Source organism: Pseudomonas sp. 9_2_1 (genome assembly GCF_059295275.1).
The window spans coordinates 2,392,093-2,417,996 of sequence record NZ_CM181239.1 but is presented as its reverse complement, the minus strand read 5'-3'; the positions used below and the strand labels follow the sequence as shown (position 1 = coordinate 2,417,996).

Here is a 25,904-nt window from a genome sequence, read left to right as displayed (position 1 = left end):
GACCGAGGGAGGCAGCCAGGCTTCGCCTAGCCAGTAGATTTTCTTTCGTCAACTTGCGCCTTCAGCCAGGCCCTCACCGTTTCCAGCACCGCAATGGGCTGGCCTTTACGTGGCCATACCAGGTAGAACGCCTTGTCCAGCTGCAGGTGCTGGGGGAATACCTGCACCAGCCGGCCGACCGCGATGTCGTCACGGACAAAGGCATGGCTGGCCAAGGTGATGCCCTGGCCGCCAATGGCCGCTTCTATGGCCAGCGAGGTCTGGTTGAAGCGCACGGTCCTGGCGGTGGGCGGTGGGTGACCAGGGAACACCGTTGCACAGAATGACGGCCAGAAATTGTGCGCATCGTGCAGCGCCACATAGCGCTGCAGGGCGGCGAAGCCTTGCGGCCGGCCCATACCGGCCAACAGTGCCGGGCTCGCCACTGCCACCACACGCGGTTCCATCAACAACTCTGCGTTCAACCCGGCAGCAAATGGTGGCTGACCATAACGCACCGCCAGGTCCACCCCATCGGTATGAAAGTGCGAAAGCCGGTCGGTGGCCAGCACCCGCAGGTCGATATCAGGGTGGCTCTCGGCAAAGTGCCCTAGCCTGGGGATCAGCCATTTCGAGGCAAAGGTCGGCGTCACGCTGACGGTGAGGTGGGAAGGTGTCGGGCGCAGCAGCCGTGTGGCCTCGTCGATCATCGCCAGGGCACTGCGCACACTGGTGCTGTAGGCATGCCCGGCATCGGTCAGGCCAAGCCCGCGCGGCAAGCGCTCGAACAGGCGCACCTCCAGGCCGGCTTCCAGCCCGCGAACCTGCTGGGCAACGGCGGCCTGGGTGACACCGAGCTCCTCGGCCGCCAGGCGAAAGTTCAAGTGGCGCGCCACCACCTCGAACACGCGCAGCGCGTTGAGTGAGGGCAACCCGGGAAAACCTGAGGTCATGGCGATGGATTTTCTATTGGCTGGGCTGGCAGCATTGCGCCGAGGCTAACCTCATCGGCCGAGGAAGTCGATCACGGCAGCGCAAACGCATGTGGCTGATCCAGCATGACGAAAACGTCCGGCCCGCTGCCCTCGACCTGCACCGACATGCGCTGGGTGTTTTCTGGTGCAGGCAGGCTCGGCGAGGCGGATACCGAGGTCAGTGTCAGGCTGGTGGCGGATGTCAGCAGACCCCAAAACCAAAGCCTAGCCCGGCACTACATCGCCCTGGCCGCCTGCGCCAAGCGCTGGACGGCCCGGCGAATTTCATCCGCATCCAGCGAAGCAAACCCCAGGCGCAAGGCGTTCTCGGCATGCCCGAACGGCGAAAACTGCCGGCCACTGCGCACTACCAGGTCCAGCTCCTGCGCTTTGCGAACCAGCCGGTCCACATTGATGGCGTCGGCAAACCGCACCCACAAGGCCAGCCCGCCCTCCGGTTCGCGTACCGTAATCTGTTCGCCAAACGCATCCCGCAGGCAAGCCAGCAGGGTCTCCCGACGCCGGCGGTACTCGCGGTTGACCCGGCGCAAGTGTTTTTTCAGCTCGCCATCATTGATCAGCTCGGCCAGCATCCGCTGCATCACCGCATCGCCCTGCCCCAGGTTCAGCGTCGCCCTGCGCTCCAGCACTTGTGTCACCTCTGCCGGCGCCACGATAAAGCTGCAACGGAACGTGCTGCCCAAGGCCTTGGACAGCGAGCCGATGTAGATCACATGCCGCTGCTGGCGGTCGCTGGCCAGCGGCAGATAGGGCCGCCCGACGACGTGATACTCATAGTCGTAGTCTTCTTCGACCACACAGAAGTCATGCTGGCGCGCCAGCTCCAGCAACCGCTGCCGGCGCCCGGCTGGCAGACTGACGGTGGTCGGGAACTGGTGATGGGGCGTGATGTACAGCATTCGCACCGGGTGCAGCCGGCATATCGCCTCCAGCTGATCGACCCGGCAGCCCTCATCGTCCAGCTCCACCGTCACCAGCCGAGCGCCCAGCTGACGAAAAATCTCCCACGCCGGCGGGTAGCTCAGGCGCTCGACCAGCACCACATCACCCGGCTTGAGCAACACACTGGCCACCAGGTGCAGCGACATCTGCATGCCCTGGGTCAGGCAGATATGTTCGACGCCAACGTTGAGGCCGCGATTGTGCCGCAGCATGTCGGCCAGCGCAGTGCGCAGGTAGCGGCTGCTGCAGTCGCTGCCATGGCGCACGCTGTTGCTGGCAAAGCTGCTGCGCAACGCATTGCGGTAGTAGCGATGCAGCACGGCCTGGGGTAGCAGGCGGTGGTCACAGGCGCCGTTGTCGATGAACAACGCACCTGGCCGCCCCTGCTGCGCGGCAGCCAGTTCATTGGCGGCGAAGTAGGCGACGGCAGGCGCCTCTGGCAGCGCCAAGGCAAAGGGCTGCGCGACACTGTGTTCGACCTGCGTGCCAGCCGCCAGCTGCTGGCTGACGAAGGTACCTCGGCGCTGCACGGTTTCCAGCCAGCCCTTGGTCTGCGCTTCCTCATAGGCAAGGATCACCGTCTTGCGATTGACGTTGAGCAGCCGCGCCATCTCGCGCGTGCCCGGCAATGGCGTGCCAGGGCGCAGGCGGCCCTCGCTGATCGCGGCCACCAGCCCCTCGACGATCTGCCTGTACGAAGCCTGCGGTTGCGCGCCATCGAGCTTGAGCAGCGGCGGCCATTTGCGAAGCTGGACCATGTGAATTATCCAAAACTGGAGGTTCTTCTGGTCCTGGACTATAGCAACAATCAAACCTCCATTTGCCCCGAGGTGCTCATGCAAAGCCGCCACGTCATTGAATTGTCGCCTTCGGGCAAAACCTTTGAAGCCAGCCAGGAACTGCTGCTCGACGCCATGCTCGCCAGCGGCCTGCCGGTGCCCTTCTCCTGCCGCCGCGGCGCCTGCGGCTCGTGCAAGGTCAAGGTGGTGGCTGGGCAGTACCAGGCCAGGCAACGCGATACAGACGCGCCCGCGCCGTGCTATCCACTGGCCGACGACGAGATGCTGCTGTGCCAGAGCCACGCTTGCAGTGACATGCGCCTGGAGATCCCGGGGTGGTCCCTGGAAACGCCCGTACTGCAAACCCAGGCGCAGGTGGTTGCCCAGCGCGAACTGAGCACCGATATCGTCGAACTGGTGCTGCAGCCTGCCCAGCCGCTGGAGGTGCGGGCGGGCCAGTACGTCAGGTTCCTGCTCGACAACGGCGACAGCCGCTGTTTCTCCATCGCCAACCTGCCAGCCCAGGACCAGGGGCAGCTGGTGTTCTACATCCGCAAGGTCAGTGGCGGCCTGTTCACGCATCACCTGCTGCCCACACTGCAGGCAGGCGACACACTGCAACTCGAAGGCCCCGTGGGTGCCTGCACCTGGCAGCATGATGACCAGCTCCCGGTGGTGCTGTTCGCCACCGGCACCGGTTACGCAGGCATCAAGCCCTTGCTGCTGACGGCGTTGGCCGGTGATGCGCAGGTCACCCTGTACTGGGGCGGTTCATCGCAGGCGGATTTCCATGACTGCGCTTTTCTCGACGAGGCCAGCCGTACGCACCCCAACTTCCGCTGGCACCGGGTTCTTTCGGCCGAGGCACGCGTGCAACAGGTGGCGCTGGCCCAGGCACACCGCTGGTCCGACATCCAGGTTTATGCTTGCGGCAACGCGACGATGATCAGCCAGGCCCGCGAGCTGTGCCTTGCAGCAGGCGTGCAGCCCCATCGTTTTGTCGCCGAGGCTTTTGTTTCCAGCGGCACTTCGCCGGCGGCCGCTGCTTTATCCAGCGCACTGCACCCCGAGCTGGAAAAGGTCGGCCCGCGTTACTCGCTGGACGGCATGCTGGCGGCGCGCGAGCAGTCGGTACGGGCAGTCGCCGCCATCGCCAGCCAGCTGCAGGTCGGCATGACCACCGCCCAGGCGCTGGAAATGGCCGCGCACACCTTGCAGGCCATGGGCGCTTCACATACCTGGCACCCGACCTACATCCGTTTTGGCGACGACACGGTCCGTACACCTCGGCAAGGCGTTGATTTGAAACGTGTATTACGTACCACAGATATCGTCGTGGTTGACGTTGGCCCGGTATGGGACGGCTACGAAGGCGACTATGGCGATACCTTCGTGTTTGGTGAGCACGACCTGCACCACGCCTGCGTCAAGGCGCTGCATGAAGTGTTCGACGAAACCCGCCAGGCCTGGGGCCGCGGGCTGACCGGACGGGAGCTGTATGACTTCGCCGAACGCAGCGCCCAGGCCAAAGGGTGGCAGCTTGAACGCAACCTGGCCGGCCACCGCATCGCCGATTTCCCGCATGTGCTGTATGGGCAGGACAAACTGGCCGAGGTGGAAATCGTCCCGAGCGAAGTGGTGTGGGTGCTGGAGATACAGCTGTGCCACCCAACCGAGCCGGTGGGGGCGTTTTTTGAAGACATCCTGATCGGCGATGGCAAGCGGGTCGTGAAACTGGCGGCCTGATCAACGCCTCAAGCGGCGCCGTGAAAACTGGCGGCTGGGAACAAAGGCAAATGGGTCGGGCAAAAAGCTCCACTCCGACTGAAATATATCTGGGCCATTAGGGTAAGGCCTCAAGCAGTTCCAGTTCCTGCTAGTGATCAAGGGTGGGTTAAACGTCATTATGTAATCAGCCCCTTGGGAGGCGAGATGGTGGGTGATTTTTTATTTCGCGAGGTATCAAAGTGAATACAGTTGACCCTGGATTGATTGCGCTGTTGATCCTTGCGCCCATCATTTTTTCTATTATCGTGCTGTTTTACATCGCACATAAATACACTGAGCACTTTGAGTCGCTTCTTCCGAACTGTACGTACGTGACCGGAAATAAAAAAATATTCCAGCATGCAGGCTTACTGGGCAAAGTCATGCTGTACCAGCGGCCACGACTGATAAATGGGCTAGTGGGCGAGCAAAAGCGGCGGGGCTTCCGATGAGCCCCGCGTTGTGATCAAGGTGCTGAAGGTTCGTTGGTCAGCTTCGCATGAGTGCTCAGTTCTTCAGTGATGAATGCCGAAATCATCGCCCGGTAGACCTGCTCCACGACCTCAGCAGAGGCACCGGTTTCGTCAGCCATTTCACGAACCTTCCTTATTACTTGCTCAACCCGTGCAGGCGCACGTACATCATCGGAGGTTTTCTTGAAGGCCGCCGCTTGCGTGACGAGCCTTCCCCGTTTGGCGAGAAGCGAAACGAGGCTGCGGTCTATGTCATCGATGCCTTGGCGGACTTCGTCCAGAGAGGTGCAAAGTACATCCATTTTCTTGACTTCCTTATCATAAGCCTGCGATTGATTGAAGCAGGCAGTTGATGGTGATTCGGGGCTCTATCGTAGCCTCTGGTGGCCGTGAGTTAAGTGGAACCAAGGCATCGTTGAACGCACGTGTCAATGACTATCACAACGTCACTTTGGCTGTTCCATGCGTGCGCCTAACCGCATCAGGCAGCAATCGGCGGAAGCATCGGCTCACAGCATAACCCGCTCGCTATCCCCCAGAAAAACCGTCCCATGCATGAAAGTCTCTCGCTCATCGGCTGTGGTCAGGGCAAACTTTGCGATGTGGGTATGCGCGACCCTTCTCAGTTCTTCCCGCCACCGCTCACGCGTTTGCTCATCATCAATGTTGCGCCCATCAAGCACCTCGGGCGGATAGGCAGCTGCAAGGTCAACCGGTATGGCATGGAGCGTGCCGATGCGCGAACGCAGGTTCACGGTCGACAGCTCCACAATCAACCCGGTCGGCCCCTTGGCCATCAATTGCCTGAGAACCTTCAGCTTGTTTTTCGCCGAGAAGCTCGTCGCCTTGAGCAAACTGTTGTAGTAGGGCTTGAAGTAATTGATAAGGCCCGCTTCGACCAGCGACACAACTTCATGGCGCTTCAGACGCACGCCCTGCAAGCGCTTGAAGTGTGCCAGGTCGGCGTGGTCGTCCGCCTGGGCATCGACGTTGAAATCGCCGCCATTGCTGACCACAGTGCGCCCGTGCTCGAAGCGATACAGCAACAGCAAAACCTCATGCTCGTAGAAGTTGGTGAGCGTGTCGGCAAGGATCCTCTGCAGGGTGCTGTGGCATTGCAGCCTGTCCAGCGCCGTGCGCGCACGGGTTCGGCCAATCCCCTGCCCCACGTAAAGCACCTCCATCGCGGTGTCTTCATCGGCAAGCTCATGTTCCGATGCGGCGATGATCACGCTAGCCGACATCATCTGCTTGCCACAGGGTGTGATAGCAACCATCGCAGCGCCATTTACCGCGATCGCGACATCCACGATCGGCACATCTGCGGGGATGGAGCTTTTTGGAATTTCGTAGACAAATGGAACCGCCACCATGCCCTGCGCACGGCGAACCAGGAAGTTGCCGGTTACGGTCCGGCCGCTGAGGCTGAAACTCTCCGGCTGCAGGTACACCCGGGGGCGGCGGACGATGAGGTAGATGTTGCAGTTCTGCAGCGCCGCAAGGTGTGCGGGCTCGTGCTTCACATTGTAGAGATCTGCGGGGGTGAGTATTGCAGGGTCGCTGGAGTACAGGTGGGCTGCGCCTTCCATGGAATACAAACGTTGCACATTGTTGATGTCGTTCATGGCATCCGGTCCTCAATTCCTTTGAGTGAGTTGCGTCAGCTCTCAATAGTCCAACTTAGCCTTCGTCTGCTGACAAGTCGCCAGCTGGCCGCGCACCTTTCCATACAGCGCTTTGGTCTCCATCGACTGCACTGCCTGGGTGTCGGCATAGTCCTTGCGGATGACGTCGAAGTCAGCCTTGGTTTTGGTCAGGTGTTCGACGCACTGGTTGATGGTTTGCCGGGTCAGCGTTCTGGTACCGCTGGCGTTTGGGGTGCCTTGCGGGCGGGCATCGAACGCTACGCTGATTGCGCCGATTTTGGTGCGGGCGGTCTTCTCTCTGTCCTCGCCGCAGCCTGTTAGTATCGATGCGATTGCAAGACCGAGTACACATTGCTTGATCAATGGAAATTCCTTTTAGTGGTTGATCGTCTGTAGCTCAAGTTCTGGTGAGCGAGTCATCCTAGCAGAGCCGGCCATGGAGTCTCGGTCCGTCGACCTACGTCCAGCTGCCACCCTTTTTGCTTGACGGCAAAATAAAGTGCAGCGCAGCAATTGTTGAAAATATCTGCATGCTGAAGATAGCTCCAGACCGCCCGCACAATTCACACTCCCTTGAAGAGAATTTTGACCGGCATCGACCCATTGCAAACGTTCGAGAATCGCTGCTTCTGCAATAGGCTAGCTATTCGGCAAGCTCGACGTAACTAGACTCGCCCCCACCCGTCGCACCTGATAACCATCCCCAAACAAAGTGAAGCGTCGTGCGGCCATGTTGGTCTAGGCCAATCTCACCGCGCGACCAGCCAGCGAGGATCCCCACTCGCCCAGGTGCCCAGGTGCCCAGGTGCCCAGGTGCCCAGGTGCCCAGGTGCCCAGCCTAGGTAAGCACGATGTAAGCGTTGCGCTGCACGATCCCGGCATGTGGCCCTTCGACCAGGTGCACATATCGCCCACCGACCTGATCGATTGGCAAACAGTCATCAACATCCAGCACCGCATCGGTGTGGGCTTGAGCCCAATGCGGCAGGATCTGCCGCTTGCCTTTTGCCTTGGCCTCACGCTTGTCCCTGGCCACGACCAACAGATAATGATGCGCTTCGCCGAAAGTCTGTGACTCGTAGCCACCCAGGTTGATGAAGTAAAGGCGAGGCGCATCCGGCAATGGCGCCAAGGTGCTGAATTCCACGCGCCAGCCCTCGACACCCTCGATGGCCATCCACGCGTCGATGTGCATGCCCTTGGGGCTGCCGAACCAGCTGTCACGCAGCTGCGGGTAGGCTTGCTCCAGCGTATCGGCCACGACGAAAGCGACGTCGTGCACCTCTATTTTTGCCCGCGGATGTTTACCGCCTAGCAGCACAACGAAAAGCATTCGATACCCCCGTCACCGTATTCATTACCAGACCATCCGGCTCCGGCAACTTTATCACCAACCTCCAGGCCAGCGCCGCACGTGCGGGAGCCGTGCTGGCCGACTATTTGCGAACCGGGGGCCCAGGTCACTTTGTCAAAGATGACGGTGGTATAGGCGTTTACTGCAGGGTTGGTAGAAAGAGGATGGCTTGATAGGCCTGGCTTTCAGGGATACTGGCAACCTTTCGGGTGCCTGAGCCGCCAAGATTTCAACAAATGCTTGACCAGGGAGAACGATCGTTCTACCTTAGCCACATGGATAAGCCAATGACCGATACACGCGAAAAAATTCTGGCTACTGCCGAGAAGCTGATTTACGAAAACGGGATTCACGCCACTGGCATGGACCTCCTCGTAAAGACCTCGGGTGTAGCACGTAAAAGTATTTATCGCTATTTTGCGAATAAAGACGATGTAGCGGCAGCGGCGCTCAATGCACGCGATGTACGCTGGATGCAGTGGTTTCGCAGCGAATGCGAGAAAGCGCACACTCCACAACAACGTGTCCTGGGCATTTTTGATGTGCTCAAGCGTTGGTTTGAGTCTGACGGTTTTCGCGGATGTGCTTTCATCAACACCGCCGGGGAGATTGGCGACGCAAACGATCCCATTCGACAGATCGCAAAGCTGCATAAACAAAAGCTGCTTGACTATACCCTCGAACTGACCAGCGATTTAGGCGTCACAGATCCGATTGTTCTGGCCAGGCAATTGTTCGTGCTTATAGAGGGCACGATAACCGTGGCCCGCATAATGGGCGACTATACCGCGCTCGATAGCGCGAAAGAAGTCGCCGAAATTTTGCTTAAAAAAGAAGTACAGCGCACACGCGCTTGAAGTTGCACGAAATGCTAACTCCACTGAACGATCCACATGATTGGAGGCACCCTCATGCCCAACGAACAAGCTCGCCCGCCACTTCCTCCCTTCACTCGCGAATCAGCGATTGAAAAAGTCCGACTTGCTGAGGATGGTTGGAATTCCCGCGCTCCCGAAAAAGTTGCGCTCGCCTACACGCTGGATACCCAATGGCGTAACCGCGCCGAGTTTGCCACCAATCGCGAAGAGGCCCAGGCATTCCTCACTCGCAAGTGGAAGAAAGAGCTGGACTACCGGCTGATCAAAGAGCTCTGGGCCTTCACCGACAACCGCATCGCCGTCCGTTACGCCTACGAGTGGCACGACGATTCGGGTAACTGGTTCCGCTCCTATGGCAATGAAAACTGGGAATTCGAAGCGGATGGCTTGATGCACCGCCGGTTCGCCTGCATCAACGATATGCCTATCAAGGAAAGCGAGCGCAAGTTCCACTGGCCACTGGGTCGCCGACCAGACGATCACCCAGGCCTGACTGAACTGGGGCTGTAAGGCATGCTGGACCTGATGCTGTTTACGCAAAGGATCAGGTCTTGCCGGGGAACGTAATCGGTGCGCAACCGTTTCTAGTTGCCGCCGTGCAAGGCTCAGCGCACGTGAGATCAAGCGCCGCCCGTGCGGCGCTTGATCCCAAAGATGGTGAACAGCCTAAGGCGCCATCACTTCGTCCAGAGCCTGCTCAAGGGTGCTGACCGTACGCTCGATGTTGTGCAGCTTTTCGAGGCCGAACAGCCCGATGCGGAAGGTCTGGAAATCGGCCGGCTCATCACACTGCAACGGCACACCCGCCGCTATCTGCAGGCCATGCTCGACAAATTTCCTACCGCTCTTGATGTCGGCATCATCGGTGTAGCTGACCACCACGCCCGGGGCCTGGAAGCCGGCGGCGGCGACACTGTTGATGCCTTTGCCGGTCAACATGGCGCGCACCCGGTCGCCCAGCAGCTGTTGTTCGCTGCGCAGCTTGTCGAACCCGTAGGCCTGCATCTCGTTCATCACTTCGTTGAACCGTGCCAGAGAATCGCTGGGCATTGTGGCGTGGTAGGCATGCCCGCCCTGTTCATAGGCCTGCATGATCTGCAGCCACTTTTTCAGGTCGCAGGCAAAGCTGCTGCTTTGCGTATGCCCGATGCGCTCGACAGCCAAGGTACTGAGCATCACCAGGGCGCAGCAAGGGGATGCGCTCCAGCCTTTCTGGGGTGCGCTGATCAGCAGGTCGACTGCGCACTTGTGCATATCGACCCAGACGGTTCCCGAGGCGATGCAGTCGAGCACGAACAAGCCCCCCACCGCGTGCACGGCATCGCCGACAGCGCGCAGGTAAGCGTCGGGCAGGATGATCCCGGATGAGGTTTCAACGTGGGGGGCGAAGACAATTTGCGGCCGGTGCGCCTGAATGGCCGCCAGCACTTCGTCCAGCGGGGGTGGCGCATAGGCAGCCTGGCGACCGCTTTCGACCGGCCGGGCTTTAAGTACGGTGGTGGCCGCCGGGATGTTGCCCGTTTCGAGGATCTGGCTCCAGCGATAGCTGAACCAGCCGTTGCGGATCACCAGGCATTGCTGGCCGGTGGCAAACTGCCGCGCCACCGCTTCCATGCCAAATGTACCGCTGCCCGGCACTACCGCAACAGCCTGGGCGTTGTAGACCTGTTTCAGGGTCGTGGAGATGTTCTTCATCACGCCTTGAAATGCCTGCGACATGTGGTTGAGCGAGCGGTCGGTGTAGACCACCGAGTACTCGACCAGCCCCTCAGGGTCAATACTGGGATAGAGCTTTGACATGGGTGACTCCTTGGCAGAGATGTCCGTGTTAAGGACCCTGCCCTAAGCTTGGGCAAATGACAAGATTGATCGGGGCTGGCTTTGGGGCGCATCAGGGCTGACGAGTGCTGGCCGCAAGAAATGCAGCGCCTATGAGACCGGGCGCCGCCCGCGCGGCGCTTCGCAGCACAAGGCTGCTCATTTGTTGCAACGTGGCCATGCCTGTAGAAGCGGCGTTGCCTGCCCTGGTCGCTTCAAGCACCGAGCGAATCCAGCACGGCCTGCAGCTTGCCCCGGGTGAATGGCGTGCAGGCCTGCATGGGCTCGCGCAGCTCGTCACTGATCAAGTCTTGCAGGTGCAAGGCCGCCTTGATCACCGCCGGATTGGGCTCGGCGAAGGCCAGCCTGATCCACGGCAGAATCTGATAGAACGTGCCGCGCGCGGCCAGCCAGTTGCCACCTTCGACCTGCTGCAGCATGCGTACATACAGGTCTGCGCGCACCTGCGCCGAAGCCGAAATGGCCCCTGCACCGCCCAGGCACAGGTTGTTGAAGATCTGCAGGTCTTCGCCAGCCAGCACCTGGGCGTGGCCGTCCTCGATCAGGGCCAGGGTGGTTTCGCTGTCGCCGCTGCAATCCTTGACGGCGGCAATGCGCGGGTGGCGCACGATACGGCGCAAGGTTTCCCGCTCGATGCGCACGCCGGTGCGGTAAGGGATGTCGTAGACGATCAGCGGTACGCTGGCGGCATCCGCCACCGTGTTGAAAAAGCCCTCGATGCCGGCTTGCGACGGGCGGATGTAGCACGGTGCGGGCACCAGCAGCCCGCCGATCTGGCGCTGCTGGATTTGCGCCTGGAAGGCCAGCAGTTCACCCAGGTTGTACCCCGACAGGCCCATCACCACCCTGCCCGGCTCCACCCAGGCCAGCACGGCATCCAGCACGGCCAGCTGCTCGGCCTTGGACAGCGCGGCCGCTTCCCCCGTGGTACCGCACACCACAAAACCGGAGACGCCGTCTTCGAGCAGCTTGTTCACCAGCTTTTCCAGCGCGACAAAGTCGACTTCATTGCCGCGCAATGGCGTGACCAGGGCGATCCAGATACCACGGAAATTCGACATGCAAAAACTCCTGATGTTGACCGATAGTCAGCGTCAGCAGGGCGAAGAGAGGAAGTGGTCTGGCAGGGATACCTGGCGCCTTCTGTCTCGTCAGCCCACCTGACGAGACAGCGCGCCTCGGTCAGATGAGCGGCTGTTTCTTGGATTTCTTGGCAACGGCAACGCACGCGTCTGCCTGGGCGATAAAGCCCGAAGCGGAAATGGCGTGGTTGGTCATGGACATGCTGGAAAGCCCGTTGCGTGGGTATGGCTGGATAATGGTGGGGCGGTGTGCCCGGTGTCAACCTTCCAGTCAATCACCGCCACTCGCTATAGGGCTCCAGCGGTGTCACCGGCAGCGCCAGGTTGCCGCGCCACGGCTCGAACAGGTAGCGCAGGTAAAGCATGCCATGGCTGGGCGCATAGTCATCGCTGTGCTGCCAGTCGAAACCGCCGCCCAGCACCCAATGGTCACTCAGGCGCCGTTTGAACAGGCCGCGCAGGCGATAGCCCAAGCCGCTGCTGTCACTGGCTTCAGTCATGGCGTCGAGGTTGGAGTCGACAGCATACTGCGCCAGCACCTTGCGGTTGAGGTGTACGTCCGGGTACAGCCGGCTGCTGGCACTGTGGGCCTGGGACCAGCTGACGGACCCTTCCAGCAACAGTGACCAGTCGTAGTTGCGCCAGGCATAGCTGACCGGCACACCCACCGAGGTATAGCGCTGCGGGCTGTAGTAGCCGCCCTGCCCCAGGCTGTAGCCGCCCAGGTCCTTGTCGTGGCGCCAGTGCATCAGCGTCAGGCCGACACGCACGCGCTCGTCGGCCTTTTCCACCACGCGGTGGTAATAACCGGCCATGGCCCGCGTGCGTTGGTTGTCAGCAACGTTTTGGCCGTACAGCCAATGGTGCCCAAGGCTGGCCCAGACCCCGTTGTCGCCGCCCTGGTCCCAGCTCAGGCCGAGCGTGGCGCCGTTGGCCGTGACCCCGCCCCAGCGCACACCTGTCGGGCGGTCACGGGCGCCGGCGAACGACAGCAGCGAGTTGCTCATGGGCCGCCGCGAAGCGGTCAGCGACCAGCCGACCTGGCCGAGGTCGCCGTTGAGCTTCGCGCCCCCCAGCCAGTTGTTGATCGCGTAGCCCTGGGTGGTGCCCAGGTCGAGCGCCCAACGGCTGCCCTGCCAACCCAGCGCCAGGACACTGCCGTCAGCGCTTTGCGAACCGCCCTCGCAGGCGGGCAGCGCCTTGCCGTCAGCGCTGCTGCCGACAAACTGGCAACTGCCGAAATCCGGGGTGTAGCGCCCCTGCGCGTTCTGCTCGAACGCGCCCGCATCCATGCCGATGCGCTCGACCCGCGCAAAGGCGGTGCCGTCCTGCCAGGGGGTATCCACATGCAGCAAGGTCGAGTGGGTGCTCAGTTGCGACGTGCCCGGAGTACCGTCATCCTCGCGCCAGCCGTAGTCGTGCATCAGGGTCACGTGGGTGTTGCGCTGGCGGTACAACGCATCCACATCACTGCGCAGGCTGCGCGCCAGCCAGTCGTCGCTGGCTTGCTCACGGCTGGCAAGCGTCAGTGCCTGGTCATCCCGCGGCGCTGCGCCAGCACGATCCAGCAGCTGTGCATCGGCCATCGCTGCGGCATACAGGTCCAGCGCCCGCTGCGGGTCGGCCTGCGCTACCAGGCGCGCTGCATCGCGTCGCAGCAGTGGGTCGGGGCGAGGCGACTGCGCGGCAAGCTGATCAAGCTGCCTGGCCGCCTGGTCGTGTTCGCCCAGGGCAACCCAGACCGCTGCCAGGCGCCGCTGGCCGTTGTTGTCATCGGCGGCCAACCGGGGCACCTGCACCCCCAGCATGTGCCGGGCCTGTGCCAGATTGCCTTCGGCCACCGCGCTTTCGATCACCCCAAGACGCGCTTCGGGTCGCCCGGGTTGCACGGCAAGCACTCGCCAGTAATAGTCGCGCGCCTTCCCTGGTTCCCCGCGCGCGGCTGCCCAGTCGGCCAACAGCATCAGGTCGTCGGGGCCGCCCTCACCCCGCGCCAGGCCGGCTTCGAGCAGGGTTGTGGCCTCGGCACCGCGGCCCTGTGCCTGCAACTGCTGCGCCGAGGCCAGGGTCAGGCGCCGCTGGATACGCTGCTGCAGCGCGTGCATGTCAGCGTTCCAGGCTGCCGGCGGCACCGCCGCGAGGCTATCGAGGGCCAGGGCATCGCGGTCGCTGGACTCCAGGAACAGGCCATGGGCGTAGCGCGTGGCCGGGTCGCCAGGCTGCTGCCGGACCAGCCTGGCGAAAGCCGCATCGGCCTCGGCGCTGCGCCCCTGCTGACGCAGGCTGTTGGCCAACTGGTAGACCAGCCAGGGCTCATCGGGGGCCAAGCTCGCAGCCTGGGCCAGGGCCTGGCTGGCGGTGGCCCAGTCTTCGCGCTGCAAGGCTGCTTCCCCTTGCTGCCTCAACCGCGCGAGCTGCAGGTTGCGACGCAGGCTGGCGAACTGCACTTGCTGGCGTGGTGGCAGGCTGTCCAGGTACGCCTGCGCCTTGTCGGGTGACTGTGCCTGGTACACGCGCATCAAGCCGCGCACGGCGCTTTCGTTGTCCGGCGCCATGCGCCGTACCTGCAGGAACTGCCGCTCGGCGGCAGCGGCGTTGCCCTCGGCCAGCGCAACATCCGCCAGGCCCAGGAATGCGTATTCATCCTTTGGCCGCTGCTGACGCGCCTGCAGGTAAAACGCGTGTGCGCCGGGCAAATCCTGCGCCTGCAATGCCCGCTCGCCCTTGTTCAGCAGTGCCCAGTACTGGCTGGACGACTCCAGGTCCTTCCACTGGCTGATCGAATAGGTGTCCTGCTCCTTCGCGCTGGCCGCGCGGAACGCTGCATGGGCGTCTTCATAGCGGCCCTGACGCATCAGCGCGTAACCTAGTGCACCGTGCAGGCTGGCGTCATCCGGGTACTGGCGCAGCGCCCGGCGCAGCTGCGCTTCGGCTTCGGCGTTGCGCCCCTTGTCGACCAACGCCTTGCCACGCTGGCCCGCCTGCCAAGCCGGGTCGGCCAGCAACGTGCGCTGCTGTTGCAAGGTCTGGCCGGCCTGCGCCAGCAGTGGCGAGGCCGGGTAGCGCTGGAGGAAGGCTTGCCAGGCCGCTGCGCTGGCAGTGCTGACCGACTGCCCAGCCAGGTAGTCGAACTCGCGCTGGGCAGCAGCATCCCGCGCGTTGGGGTCGCGGGCCAGCTCATCGAGCAGGGTCAGCGCTTCGCGGTCACGCTTTTCGGCAAACAGCCAGCCGGCCAGGGTCTGGCGCAACCCGGCGTTGCCGGGATACTGGCGGTCCAGTTGCTGCAACTGCCTGATCGCCGCCGGGCGCTGGCCTGGCAGGTTGCCGCGCACCCGCCAGTAGTCCAGCGCCAGCTCCAGGCTGGGTGGCTCGCCTGCGAACAACTGCTCGTACGCTGCCAGCGCCTCTGCATTGCGCCCGGTAACGGCCAGCAGCCGCGCTTGCTGCAAGTGCCGCGCCGCTTCGGGCTGCTGCAGCTGGAGCAGGCGTGTGGCCTGGCGAGCCTGCAGGCTGCCGGGCGCCAAGGCGCTGAGCCTGGCCTGTAACTGTTCAGCCTGGGCGCTGTTCTTTTCGCGTAGCGCCAGGCCCAAGGCCGCCAGCAGCACATCGGGGTTGCGCGGTTCCAGCAACTGCAGACGGCCGAGCGCATCGCGCACCAGGTCGTCACGGTGCAGCGCTTCGCCGCGGCGAACCTGCTCCAGCAGCCACTGGCGCTGCTCGCTGGCATCCTTCGGTTGGCCGAGGGCCTGGCAGCTGATCGCCGCCAGCATCAGCACGCCGATTACTCGCTGCATGACGGGCTCCAGGCGGGCAACAGGCGGCCGTCGGCGGCAAAGCGATAACGGCCTTGGTCATAGCCCTGGCCGAACAGCGCCAGCACCTGGCTGTAGTAGGCCTTGGGCTCGACCGGTTGTTCGGCCAGGCGCTGGCGCTGCTGCGCCAACGCCGCCGCGTGCTCGGGCGACGCTGCCAGCAGTGGCAGCAACGCTGCCGAAAAGCCCGCCGGGCCATGCCCGGTGGCGGCGCCGCTGCGCGCATCCACGCGCTCGGGTGGGCGCCCCTGACTGTGGGTCAATGCCGCCATCGGCGCATAGTGGGCCAGCAGCTCGGTCCGCTGCGCCGCGTCCTCGGCCAGCATGCCGACCCACAGGTACACGCGGATAGCGTCATAGTCACCGGCGTTGCCGTGTTGCGGGTCGGATGCCGGTTCACCGGCCGGGGTCCACAACAGCCAGTCCGGGGCAAAGCCTTTGGGTGAAGAAGCCAGCCACACACGTCGACTGTTGGCCGCCAGCTCGCCCCACAACGGGTCCACCAGGCTGAAGCGGTCGAGCAGTTGCAGCGGCAGATAGCTCGGGTTCAGGCGGCTGCCGCTGGCATCCTCGAAGCCGTAGTCACCCGGCAACAGCATCACGCCCAGGCCCGGTAGTTTTCGTACGGTCTGCGCGGCGATGCGCCACAACAGCCGCTGCCCCAGTTGCGCATAGGCCGGTTCGTCCCATAACCGCCCGGCTTCGAGCAGGCTGTAGGCAATCCACAGGTCGGCGTCACTGGCATTGTTGGTGTCCAGCACCTGCCACTGGCGCTGGCCATTGCGCCCCCACAACCAGGCCGGCAGATGCCGGGCCAGGTCGCCCTCGGCCAGGTTGTTGCTGGTCCAGCGCAGCAGCTTGGCGAAGCCCGGACGGTCATTGCCGACCAGGGCAAAGAACAGCGCATAGCTCTGCCCTTCCGAAGTGCTGATCAGGCGCGCGTCACTCGGGTCGATGACCCGGCCATCCACGCTCACCAGTTCGGCCTTGAAGTGCTCCCAGGCAGGCCACGAGCAGGCCGCCCCGGCATTGGCGAAAACAGGCAGGCCCAGGGCGACCAGCCCTGTCAGCAATGGTCGCATCATCAGGCCGCCTCACCCAACCGACGTCGGCCAGCCCAACGCAGTGCCCGCCACAGCAGGAAGGCGAACAGCACCACACTCACGGCAGCGATCGCCGCCAGCAGCACCGGGTGCTCGGACAAGTGGAACCACAACAACAGCCACCAGGGCAAGGCGCCGACAAAATAGTGCTCGCCAACGAACTGGCTGGTCACGCCGCTGCTGCGCACCAGGCTCACCGAACCGGCCACGGCGTCGAGCTTGCCGACGTCGCCAAGCACATCACGCAACAACGCATAGTCGCTGTCGCTGCTGGCCAGCAGTGCAACCACGCTGCGCTGTGGGTGGAATGGCGACTGCAAGCCGGTGATGGCGGCGATCGGCGCCTGCGCACTCACCGCCACGCGGCTGCTGGCAGGAACGCCTGCGGTATCGAAACGCTGGCTGCCAGGCAACCCGGTGCTGCGGCCTTGCAGCAGCCAGTCACGCTGGGCGCTGAGCAGCAGGCCGAGGTTGGGCGCGTCACTCAGGCCCTGCGGCAGGTTGCCGATCAGCAGCAAGTCGGCATCGACCGCTGCCGCCTGTTGCCAGTCATCTGCAAGCTTCAGGCCCAGTGCCGGGTAACCGATCTGCCCGGCCAGGCCGGCCACTGTGTCGAGCAAGGTGCCCACCTGCATTGGCGTGGGCTTGGCCGGCACCATGACCAGGGTTTCGGAAAGGTCGGCCATGCGGCTGAACGGGAAGCCGCTGCGGGCGAATGCGCGCAGGTCGGGCATGGCGATGTAGTGGTGGTAACCGGACAGGTCGATGGTCGAGTTTTCATCGATCGCCGCACGCACGTCCACCGGCAGCGAGGTCTGGCAACGATCGCGCTGGGCGCTGCCCAGGGTGCTGGCGAAGCTGAAGTCGAAGCGCAGGCGGTTGCGGTCGCCGATCTTCAACGCCGGGACCAGCGACTTTTCGGTCAGTGCCGTGTTGTCACCCGACAGCACCGCCAGGCGCATTTCCTCCAGCGTGCCACCGCGCCGGTCATTGCCCACCAGCGGCATGCTGGTGATGTACTGGTCGTTGACGCTGATGCTCAGCCGCGATTCGTCGGTCACTGCCGGTGCCGTGTAGCGATACAAGGTACGCAGTGGAATGCCCTGGTTACGCCAGACGAAAAGGTCGGGCGGCAAGTTCAGTTGCAGCGTCACCGGGTGCGGCTGCAGGCCGCTGACCTGCAACTGCCCAGGGTAGTCGAGCAGCTCGGCGAAACGTACCGGCCGGTCGGTGCGCGTCCAGTTCGGTGCGTCGTAGGGCTGGCGCGGTTGCAGCGCGGCCATCTGCTCCACTTGCACCCGGGCACCGCGGAACAGGTTGTTGCCCACCGCCAGCGCCGAGGCTGCCTCGACCAGGTCTTCGTCGTTGCGGCCCAGCACCAGCAGCACTTTGCTGAAGCGGTCGTCGGGGTGGTCGATCAGCTGCAACACCGGGCCGTCGACCGGAGGGAACTGCTGCAGGTCGGCAAGGAAGCCCGGGCGCCGGTCATTGCTGGCAAACACGATACTGGGCGTGGGTTGCTCGCCACGGGCCGGCAGGCGGTTGTACAGCACCGGGAAAGTTGCCTTGCGCCAACCGGCCTGGCTGCCGAAATAGGACACCAGGATCGCTGCGGCGCGCTGCTGCTCCAGGCTCGGCGAGCCACTGAACACCACTGGAAGCACAACCTTGCCGGTGTCGCGCGGGTCGAAGAACGGCAGCGGGAAATACGCCAGGTCGTTGTCCAGCGCCAGTGCCTGTTCATGCAGCTGCACCTGGCTCTTGCGGTTCAGGTTCAGCCACAGGCCGCTGTGCGCCGGGTCTTCGCAAATGTCGGTGTAATGCCCGACGAACTCCAGGCGCACCCGGTTGAAGTCGCTGAGCAGCTTGGGGTCCAGCGGCAGCTGGCGGCGTACGCGCTGGCCGAGCTGGTCTTTTTCCACCGGCACCACCCCCATCAGCTCGTCATTCAGGTAGACGCGCAGGTGCGACAGGTTCGGCAACAGGGCTGGTGAGGGTGTGTAGTCCAGCTGCAAGGTGGCATCGGTGGCCAGGCGGTCGCGACGCACGCCAAACTCGATCTGCTCGCTGTTGCGCACCCCCAACAGCAGGCTGTCGGACGCATGCCCGAGCTGCTCGAAGGTTTTCGCAACCGGCCAGTTCGGTACCGTGGGTACACCTGGCTCGGCAAGCGGCGCTGCGCTGGCAGCAACAGCGGGCTGGGACAAGGCGGCGCACAGCGCCAGCGCCAGGCCCCAGGTACGCAAGGGATAACGAGTCATCATGCGTCTCGGTCAACAAGGTTCATGGGAAGGACAGGCGCGGGTGTACGTGGCCTGTAGCTGGCCAGCCAGTGCCCCAGGCTGCGCAGCGGGCGTAGCCATGCACGCGCCCAGGGCGGCATGTGTTCGATCAGGCGCAGGTAGCCGACCCCGCCCAGCTTGAGCACATCGATCAGGCTGCGCAGCGGTCGGTCGACCTCATGCTGCGCGCCCCAGCCAAGCCAGGCATCGGCCCGGGCAAAGGTGCAGTGCACCAGGTCGATGCGCTGTTGCGGGCTGAGGTCGTGGAACACCAGGCCCGCGTGCTGCCCGACGGTACGGGTGACACAGGCCTGGAAGGCAAACTCGCGCTGGCCGCGGTTAAGCAGCAGCCGCACCCGCTCCCCGGGTTTCAGCACCAGGCCCGGGTGCAACTGCAGGCCCACGCCGCCATCGGAATAGTCGACCAGGGTGCAGGGGAAGGCATGCCCAGTGCCCAATACCAGCGCCGCCGGCAGCTGCATCTGTACCCGGTGAGCGCGGCGCACCTGGCGCACTTCGGCGGCCACGGCGACTGCGGCGCCGATGATCAGCAGGTTGTAGACCACCCACAGCGAGCTGACGATCACCGTGCCGATTTCTGCCGACGGGCCAGTGAACAGGCGCCACACGGCAAAACCCAGGCCGGCCACGTTGAGCACCGCGAGCCACAGGTAAGGCTGGGCGATACGCCAGTCGAACTGTTCCTGCTCCATCAGGCCGCCCTTGGCAGTAACGTTGAACGTGCCCTTCTTCGGCGCGAACAGCGCCACCGTGGTGGGGCGTGCGATGTACCAGGCCAGCACGGTCTCGTACACCTCGCCCCAGAAAGTCTGCCGGTATTTACCCTGCATGCGCGAGTTGGTCAGGCTGGCGTGGATCATGTGCGGCAGCACGTACAGCAGGATCATCAGCGCCGGTGCGTAGATGATGTAGGCATGCAGCAACAGGAACGCCAGCGGCGCCGTGAGGAACACCAGCCGCGGCAGGCCGGCCAGGAAGTGCAGCATCGCGTTGGCATAGCACACCCGCTGGAACAGGCTCAGCCCACGCCCGAACAGCGGGTTGTCGGTGCGGAATATCTGCACCATGCCGCGGGCCCAGCGAATACGCTGGCCAATGTGCGCCGACAGGCTCTCGGTAGCCAGGCCGGCCGCCTGCGGCAGGCTCAGGTAGGCCGACGACCACCCCTGACGGTGCATGCGCAAAGCGGTATGGGCATCTTCGGTGACAGTCTCGACGGCGAAGCCGCCGATGCTCTCCAGCGCGGTACGCCGGAGCACCGCACACGAACCGCAGAAAAACGCCGCGTTCCACATGTCGTTGCCGTCCTGGATCAGCCCGTAGAACAGCTCCCCTTCGTTGGGGCGACGGCGGAACGAGCCCAGGTTGCGCTCGAACGGGTCGGGCGAGAAGAAGTGGTGTGGCGTCTGCACCAGCGCCAGCTTCGGGTCCTTGAGAAACCAGCCCACCGTCATCTGCAGGAAGGAACGCACCGGCACATGGTCACAGTCGAAGATGGCAATCAGCTCGCTGTCCGTCACGCCCAGCGCGTGGTTGAGGTTGCCGGCCTTGGCGTGCCTGCTGTCTGGCCGCACGATATAGCCCACCCCGACCTCGTCGGCGAACGCGCGAAAGGCTTCGCGGCGGCCATCGTCAAGAATGTAGATGCGCAGGCATTCACGTGGCCAGTCCAGGCCCAGGGCCGCCAGCACCGTGGTGCGTACCACCGACAAGTCTTCGTTGTAGGTGGGGATCATCAGGTCCACCGTCGGCCAATGCTGCGGGTTGGCCGGCAGGCTCGCCGGCTTGCGCTGCAACGGCCAGCTGGTCTGGATGTAGCCCAGGATCAGCACGAACCATGAGTAGGTCTCGGCCGCCAGCAGGATCACCCCGCACACCAGGTCGGTGCTGTCGTTCCAGTTCAGGGTCGCGGTGTAGCGCCACCACAGATAGCGGCAGGAGATGATGGTCGACAGCACGATCAGCATCAATGTCGGGAAGCGGCCCGGCATGTGCCGCACCAGCATGGCGATGCCCAGCAACAGGCAGATGAACACCAGTTGCGCCAGGTAGCCGAAGGGCTCGGTCACGCACAGCAAGGCCAGGCTGACGGCGCACAATGTCAGCACGCCGTAGAACGCCCGGCGGGCGAGCACGCTGAGGTTGCGCAGGCGTACCGAGGCGCCGTGCCTGAAGGCACTGGCACGGTAACGTGCGGGGACTTGCTGCAGGCTGGCAATCAGCAGGCTCCGGCAGTGGTTTGCCGCTTGCCGCATGCGCCGCAGTTGCGCCCGCAAGGCGCCCAGAGCGCGGCGTGCGGCGCCAGGCTGGCGTGGCTGCGGCTGACGCCGCAGCAGCAGCCACAGGCTTTGAATCAGCAGCCGCAGCGGGTCGCCCAGGCTCGGGCGCTTGCCCGCCAGCTGCGGGTACAGTCGCTTGCGCTCAGCCAGCAGCGCCTGCCAGGCGGGCGATTCCAGACGCAGGAACAGATACGCCAGCCACACCCCAAGGGTGAACAGCCAGGCGACCGCTCGGCGCGCGCCGCGGGCATTGAACCAGGCGTAGGCCGACAATGGCATCAATGTCACGACTGGCGCCTCGTCAGGCAACGCACCGCCAGGCTCTGCACATCCCGGCAGGCCAGGCTCTGCGGCGCGTAATGGCCCAGCGGGGCCTTGCACGCCAAGGCTTCGAGAAACGCCTCGTCGCGGTGCACCACCTGCAGCGGCAGGCGATCACGGAACAGGTCGCGCCAAACCATCAGCAAGTCGCTTTGCAAGCGGCTGGCGGGGTCGTAGCGGTTGACCAGCAACAGGTCATAGTGCTCGACCGGTCGCCGCCCAAGCAGCAGGTGGCTGGCCATTTCAGCTTCGGCGACCAGCACACGCACATCGGTTTTGACCCCGCTAGCGCCATCGCCCGGCAACTGCGGCAGGTCGAACAGCACCCAGTCGAAATGTCCGGCCAGCTCTGCCTGGCGCACGCGCCATGCATCCGCGTCCAGCACAGGCGGCGGCGCGCCAGCAGACAGATTGCCGAACGGCAACAGGCACAGGCCGTCGAGCACCTGGTACACGGCGTCGCCGAACGGCCGCCCTTGCCGCTCGGCCAGCGCCCAGCCTTCACACGTGTCGAGGGGCAGGTTGAAGTGCAGACCCAGCAGGTTGCTGGGGCACAGGTCGACCAGCAGCACCCGCTCCCCCACGCCATGCAGCGCATAGCCCAATGCGGCCAGCAACGCGCTGCGGCCCAGGCCGCCGCGTACACCGTGCAATGCCAGGCTGGTCATGACGACACCGCCTCACGCGGCGGCGCCGCTGCGTACAGTGTGCCCTGGGCGCCGGCGCGGCAGCTTTCACCGAGTAACGGCCAGCGCTGCAGGGCCTGCTGAACACCCACCAACAGGGAGATATCCTGGTAGTTCAGGTCGGGCATGCCCAGGTGCTGGCGCAGCTGGGCGATGTCGTCGCTACGCTCGGAGGGGTCTGCTGTGCCAGTGATCATGGGCGCTCCTTGGGAATGGGCTGCCAGTCGGCCTGGCCTTGCAGGCGCATGTAGGCGCGCCCCTGGTAGTTCACAACCTGTGCGCCGGAGGTTTCGGCGACCTGCTCGGTGGCCGGCAGGTCGCTCAGCAGGCTGGGCACATCCAGCGCCTGCTGCTGCCCCAGGCCCGCATACACCCGCGAGATCAGTTCGGACAACGCCAGGTAGCTGGTGGGCGCCGTCACCCGCAGCGGCTCGCTGCGGGCAGGCTGCCCCATGCCGATGAACTTCAGCCCCACCGGTACATGGGTAATCGATGGTGTGGGGATCTCGCGCATGCCCGACAGCTGCATGCGGTCCCCGTGCAGCGCAGCGCCGTGCTCCGGCACAATCGCCACCACCACCCGCCGGCCACTGCGCTCCAGTTCATCGAGGAAGCTGCCCAGCTCGCCGAACAGCCGATTGGCCCGGGTGGCGTAATCGGCCACGCGGGTGCCGCCGTCGGCGGTAACGATGCGGTTGCCGTCGTGCAGGCTGATGCTGTTGTAGAACAGCGACACATGCTCGGCCGAAGCCCCCTTGCGCTGCCCCCACCAACGGCGCAGCACGTCCAGGTCGCTGGCGATGGGCGAGCCGTCGAAGCCGACCAGTGCCCGCGGGAAGTCGGTGTTGCGCAGGCCCGGTTGTGGCATGTTCTGCTGGCTGATGTCGCCGATGAAGTTGTCGAAACGGCCGCTGTGGTTGAGCAAGGTATTGCTCTGGAAACCAAGCTTGGCCAGGTTCTCGAACAGCAGGCACTGCTCGGCTGCGGGCTGGTACAGGCCGGCATGGGACGACTGGCCACAGCTGGCACGCAGCACGCGGATCGCGGCGGGCCCGCTGTAGGACGTGGCCGAATTGAACTGGTCGAATACCACGTCCAGGCGCGAGAACAACGGGTTGTCCCGCAGCCCGACCGCTGACAGGTCATCCCAGGCCAGCGAGCAGATATTGATCACCAGCAAGTCGAAGGGCTGTTCATCGGCCTTGATCGCCGGGAACGCCGTCACCCGCTCCCGCTCACTGGCGAAGAAGCGCTCAAGCCAGTTGTCGAGGCTGGCATTGTCGGCCACTGCCCCGCCCTGTACCTGGCCGGCGGCGCTGGCAACCTCGGCGCCTGGCGCCGGGCCCGCGCTGAACCCCAGCGACGGCAAGCCGCCGACAGCCAGCCACGCCAGCCCTAGCAGGCTCAAGGTACTCAGGCGCAGCCAGTGACGCAGGTACAGGTAACCCACCAGCAACAACGCCAGTGCGCCCATCAGGTTCCAGTTGACGAAGCGGCCGATCAGCTCCAGCAAGTACTCCCAGGAGAAATCGAGCACCCCCGGCTGCGCCAGCAGGCGGCTGAACGGCGGCAACCAAGTGTCCTGATAGAACAACGCAATACCGATGGGCACGGCCGCCAATTGCCGGGCAACACGCAGCCACTTGCCCGCCAGGGGGATCAGCAGAAACGCGGCAAACAGCAGGTTGGGCAATGCCTGGAAGTCGAGCATGCCGAGGCTGACCAGCAGGAACTTGGCCAGGAAATAGAAGTTCCACCCTCCCAGTCCAGGCCATCGGGCCAGCACCGGGAGGGAGGCTGAAGTATTAGTCATTGCGGGGTTCCTGGCGTGCGGCGCGGTGGCGCACGCCCAGCGGTTTCAGGTAACGGGGGGACAGGCGACGGCGCAGCCAGCGGCGCACTGCCCGCTGCAGGCGCAGCACCAGCAGGGCCAGGGCCAACGTGACCAATGCGCTGATGCCCGACACCTGCAACAGTTGTGCAAAGTTCACGCTGCACCCCACTTGCCCAGGCCGACCCGACGTGGCAACAGGGCTGGCCGTGCCTGTGCAGGCAGCTGCGCCGCATCGTCGCGCGGTGGCCGTGGCAAGCGCTCATCGAGAAACGCCGGGGTGGCGAGGCTGTCGATGCCGGCCAGCACCTCCTGGCTGATGAACAGCTCTTTGCACGACAACTGGAAGATGTGGTCAAGCGCCTGTTCGACGCCTTCGGAGCGGCAGGCAAACAGGAACAGGAACAGCACTTCACCGACCACGCAGGCGATATCGCCATCACGGCGGAATACGGCGCGCGAGCAGGCCTGCAGCGGGCTCAGGCCCGGGGCCGGGCGCAGCACCAGCAGCTGGTGGACGATCTCGCCGTTTCGCACGCCGTGCCACATGCTCTGCACGGCTTCGGCAAATGCGCGTGGCGCGACCAGCCCGCAAATGGCCAACGGCCGCAAGCGTGCCAGCAAGGCGTCAAAGTCGCCGGGCAAGCGCCGGCGCCAGACGTAGCCCTGGATGCTCTCGACCATGGTCAGGAAGCGCGAAAGGCTGGCACCAAACGGCACGATCTGGCTGGCGCCGCAGCCCAGCAGCAGCTGTTCGTCCTGATAGCGCAGGGTGGGCGCCATTTCGCGCACCACCAGCTTCAGGGCATTGCCGCGCAGCTGGCGTAACCGGTGCAACTGCCGCGCCAGGCTGTCCAGCCGTTGACCGGCGTCCATGGCGAAGATCACCGTGGCGGAAACCGCCCGGCTGGCCTTGGCACCAAGGTCGTCAGGGCCTTCACACACCACCCAGTGTTCGGAGAAGGCCGGTGCACCTTCCAGTACCGCGCGCTGGGCCAGGTACTGCAATTCGTCGCCACCGGTATCTGCGGCTGCCTGCGGCGCCTGGGCAGCGGCAAAGCCTGCCTGAAGGCGCGCCAGTTCCACGTCGCGGGTACCCGCTTTGCCCAGCAGGTTGCTCCAGAAATGCTGCAAGTAGCGCACGCCGCCTTTGCCGCGATACAGCTGCGCCAGGCCGTCGACAGCCTGGTTGAATGCGCGCAGGTGCGCCACCAGACTGGCGCCCTGCCCACTGCTGATGACCAGCAACAGCGCACCTGCGGCCAGCAACGCCGGGCGCAGGGCATTGCACCAGCGCTCGACGTCGTCGCCTGCCCAGGTGCCAGCCGGCGCCATCAGCACCAGCACGCGCTCGCCCGCATCCAGGCGGGGCAGGTCCTGTGCCAGGTTGCAGATGGCCTGCGGGGTAGATTCATACAGCGCCAGCTCGGCCGGGCCACTGGCTGAGTCGAGCACCGCCAGCACGTCGCCCAAGGTTTGCGCATCGGCAATCAAGGCGCCGCGTGCACTATCGGGCATGCCTTCGATTACCTGGCGGCAGAGCAAAATGGCGTCTTCGGCGGCATCGCAAGCTAACCAATACAGTCCTTGTTGATGAAGCTGGCTGCTTTCGGCGCCTAAGCCGGGGATAGCCAACAACGGCATTCCATTCGTCAAAACACTGGCTCTGCAAAAAAAATAAATCGGATTTCTGGGGAATGTGACACAAACACCGTTGTCGCCTTAATGACTCACGTCAATAAAACGGCAAAAGGAGGTTATTACCAGGGAAGCCGTCAATTCTACAGCACCACCGACTGTTTATGACAAAGTAAATGTAAGCAATTGCAAAGGTA

At 64.0% G+C, this 25,904-nt stretch carries 20 protein-coding genes; 3 read left to right on the top strand and 17 right to left on the bottom strand.

Annotated features, from left to right (window positions below; all coding sequences use genetic code 11):
• Positions 1–26: 26 nt before the first annotated feature.
• Together AC5O5I_RS10890 and pdxR are read right to left on the bottom strand one after the other, a co-directional pair.
• On the bottom strand, positions 27–932 hold the full coding sequence (locus AC5O5I_RS10890; protein WP_172227720.1) for a LysR substrate-binding domain-containing protein: 906 nt from the start codon (positions 930–932) through the stop codon (positions 27–29).
• A 257-nt stretch (positions 933–1,189) separates the two neighbouring features.
• Positions 1,190–2,674 carry a MocR-like pyridoxine biosynthesis transcription factor PdxR gene (gene pdxR / locus AC5O5I_RS10885; protein WP_494512570.1) on the bottom strand — a complete coding sequence of 495 codons (1,485 nt, stop codon included), beginning with the start codon at positions 2,672–2,674 and terminating at the stop codon, positions 1,190–1,192.
• Between pdxR and AC5O5I_RS10880 the strand changes: the two genes are divergently transcribed.
• Positions 2,675–4,441, top strand: a complete 1,767-nt coding sequence (locus AC5O5I_RS10880) for a M24 family metallopeptidase (RefSeq protein ID WP_172225674.1) — start codon at positions 2,675–2,677, stop codon at positions 4,439–4,441.
• A 487-nt stretch (positions 4,442–4,928) separates the two neighbouring features.
• Here the strand turns inward: AC5O5I_RS10880 and AC5O5I_RS10875 are convergent, their stop codons facing one another.
• From AC5O5I_RS10875 to AC5O5I_RS10860, 4 genes are all read right to left on the bottom strand, one after another.
• Complete coding sequence (locus AC5O5I_RS10875) at positions 4,929–5,237, bottom strand: chorismate mutase (protein WP_494512569.1); 309 nt, start codon at positions 5,235–5,237, stop codon at positions 4,929–4,931.
• A 207-nt stretch (positions 5,238–5,444) separates the two neighbouring features.
• Complete coding sequence (locus tag AC5O5I_RS10870) at positions 5,445–6,560, bottom strand: hypothetical protein (RefSeq protein ID WP_172285995.1); 1,116 nt, start codon at positions 6,558–6,560, stop codon at positions 5,445–5,447.
• Positions 6,561–6,602: 42 nt separating this feature from the next.
• Positions 6,603–6,944, bottom strand: a complete 342-nt coding sequence (locus AC5O5I_RS10865; protein ID WP_172225665.1) for a hypothetical protein — start codon at positions 6,942–6,944, stop codon at positions 6,603–6,605.
• A gap of 475 nt (positions 6,945–7,419) precedes the next feature.
• Positions 7,420–7,914: a DUF1543 domain-containing protein gene (locus AC5O5I_RS10860; protein WP_494512568.1), complete on the bottom strand. Its 495-nt coding sequence runs from the start codon at positions 7,912–7,914 to the stop codon at positions 7,420–7,422.
• Positions 7,915–8,210: 296 nt separating this feature from the next.
• Here AC5O5I_RS10860 and AC5O5I_RS10855 point away from each other — a divergent pair, with 296 nt between their 5' ends.
• Positions 8,211–8,792: a TetR/AcrR family transcriptional regulator gene (locus tag AC5O5I_RS10855; protein WP_494512754.1), complete on the top strand. Its 582-nt coding sequence runs from the start codon at positions 8,211–8,213 to the stop codon at positions 8,790–8,792.
• 54 nt (positions 8,793–8,846) lie between these two features.
• Positions 8,847–9,323 (top strand): nuclear transport factor 2 family protein, encoded by a 477-nt coding sequence (locus tag AC5O5I_RS10850; RefSeq protein WP_172225656.1) that lies wholly within the window; start codon positions 8,847–8,849, stop codon positions 9,321–9,323.
• 156 nt (positions 9,324–9,479) lie between these two features.
• Here AC5O5I_RS10850 and AC5O5I_RS10845 read toward each other — a convergent pair whose 3' ends face one another.
• The 11 genes from AC5O5I_RS10845 to AC5O5I_RS10795 all read right to left on the bottom strand — a co-directional run bounded on the left by AC5O5I_RS10845 (position 9,480) and on the right by AC5O5I_RS10795 (position 25,713).
• Positions 9,480–10,613, bottom strand: coding sequence for a pyridoxal-phosphate-dependent aminotransferase family protein (locus AC5O5I_RS10845; RefSeq protein ID WP_172225651.1), 1,134 nt, complete (start codon positions 10,611–10,613; stop codon positions 9,480–9,482).
• Between the two features lie 233 nt (positions 10,614–10,846).
• Positions 10,847–11,713 carry a 4-hydroxy-tetrahydrodipicolinate synthase gene (gene dapA, locus AC5O5I_RS10840; RefSeq protein WP_172225648.1) on the bottom strand — a complete coding sequence of 289 codons (867 nt, stop codon included), beginning with the start codon at positions 11,711–11,713 and terminating at the stop codon, positions 10,847–10,849.
• Between the two features lie 296 nt (positions 11,714–12,009).
• Positions 12,010–15,528 (bottom strand): cellulose synthase complex outer membrane protein BcsC, encoded by a 3,519-nt coding sequence (bcsC, locus tag AC5O5I_RS10835; RefSeq protein ID WP_494512567.1) that lies wholly within the window; start codon positions 15,526–15,528, stop codon positions 12,010–12,012.
• Entirely contained in the window at positions 15,516–16,631 is a 1,116-nt protein-coding gene (bcsZ, locus tag AC5O5I_RS10830) for a cellulose synthase complex periplasmic endoglucanase BcsZ (protein ID WP_494512566.1), read from the bottom strand. Before bcsZ ends, bcsC begins: the two co-directional genes overlap by 13 nt.
• A complete protein-coding gene (gene bcsB / locus AC5O5I_RS10825; RefSeq protein ID WP_494512565.1) occupies positions 16,631–18,913 on the bottom strand; it encodes a cellulose biosynthesis cyclic di-GMP-binding regulatory protein BcsB in 2,283 nt (760 codons plus the stop codon). Before bcsB ends, bcsZ begins: the two co-directional genes overlap by 1 nt.
• The gene (bcsA, locus tag AC5O5I_RS10820; RefSeq protein WP_494512564.1) at positions 18,910–21,519 is read right to left on the bottom strand and encodes a UDP-forming cellulose synthase catalytic subunit; all 2,610 of its coding nucleotides are present in this window, start codon (positions 21,517–21,519) and stop codon (positions 18,910–18,912) included. Before bcsA ends, bcsB begins: the two co-directional genes overlap by 4 nt.
• Positions 21,516–22,220, bottom strand: a complete 705-nt coding sequence (bcsQ, locus tag AC5O5I_RS10815; protein ID WP_172228243.1) for a cellulose biosynthesis protein BcsQ — start codon at positions 22,218–22,220, stop codon at positions 21,516–21,518. Before bcsQ ends, bcsA begins: the two co-directional genes overlap by 4 nt.
• A complete protein-coding gene (bcsR, locus tag AC5O5I_RS10810; RefSeq protein ID WP_172228245.1) occupies positions 22,217–22,435 on the bottom strand; it encodes a cellulose biosynthesis protein BcsR in 219 nt (72 codons plus the stop codon). The genes bcsQ and bcsR overlap by 4 nt, the downstream gene beginning before the upstream one ends.
• Positions 22,432–24,051 (bottom strand): cellulose biosynthesis protein BcsG, encoded by a 1,620-nt coding sequence (bcsG, locus tag AC5O5I_RS10805; RefSeq protein WP_494512563.1) that lies wholly within the window; start codon positions 24,049–24,051, stop codon positions 22,432–22,434. The genes bcsR and bcsG overlap by 4 nt, the downstream gene beginning before the upstream one ends.
• On the bottom strand, positions 24,044–24,229 hold the full coding sequence (gene bcsF, locus AC5O5I_RS10800) for a cellulose biosynthesis protein BcsF (protein ID WP_172228249.1): 186 nt from the start codon (positions 24,227–24,229) through the stop codon (positions 24,044–24,046). Before bcsF ends, bcsG begins: the two co-directional genes overlap by 8 nt.
• Positions 24,226–25,713, bottom strand: coding sequence for a BcsE family c-di-GMP-binding protein (locus AC5O5I_RS10795; RefSeq protein WP_494512562.1), 1,488 nt, complete (start codon positions 25,711–25,713; stop codon positions 24,226–24,228). The genes bcsF and AC5O5I_RS10795 overlap by 4 nt, the downstream gene beginning before the upstream one ends.
• Positions 25,714–25,904 lie beyond the last annotated feature (191 nt).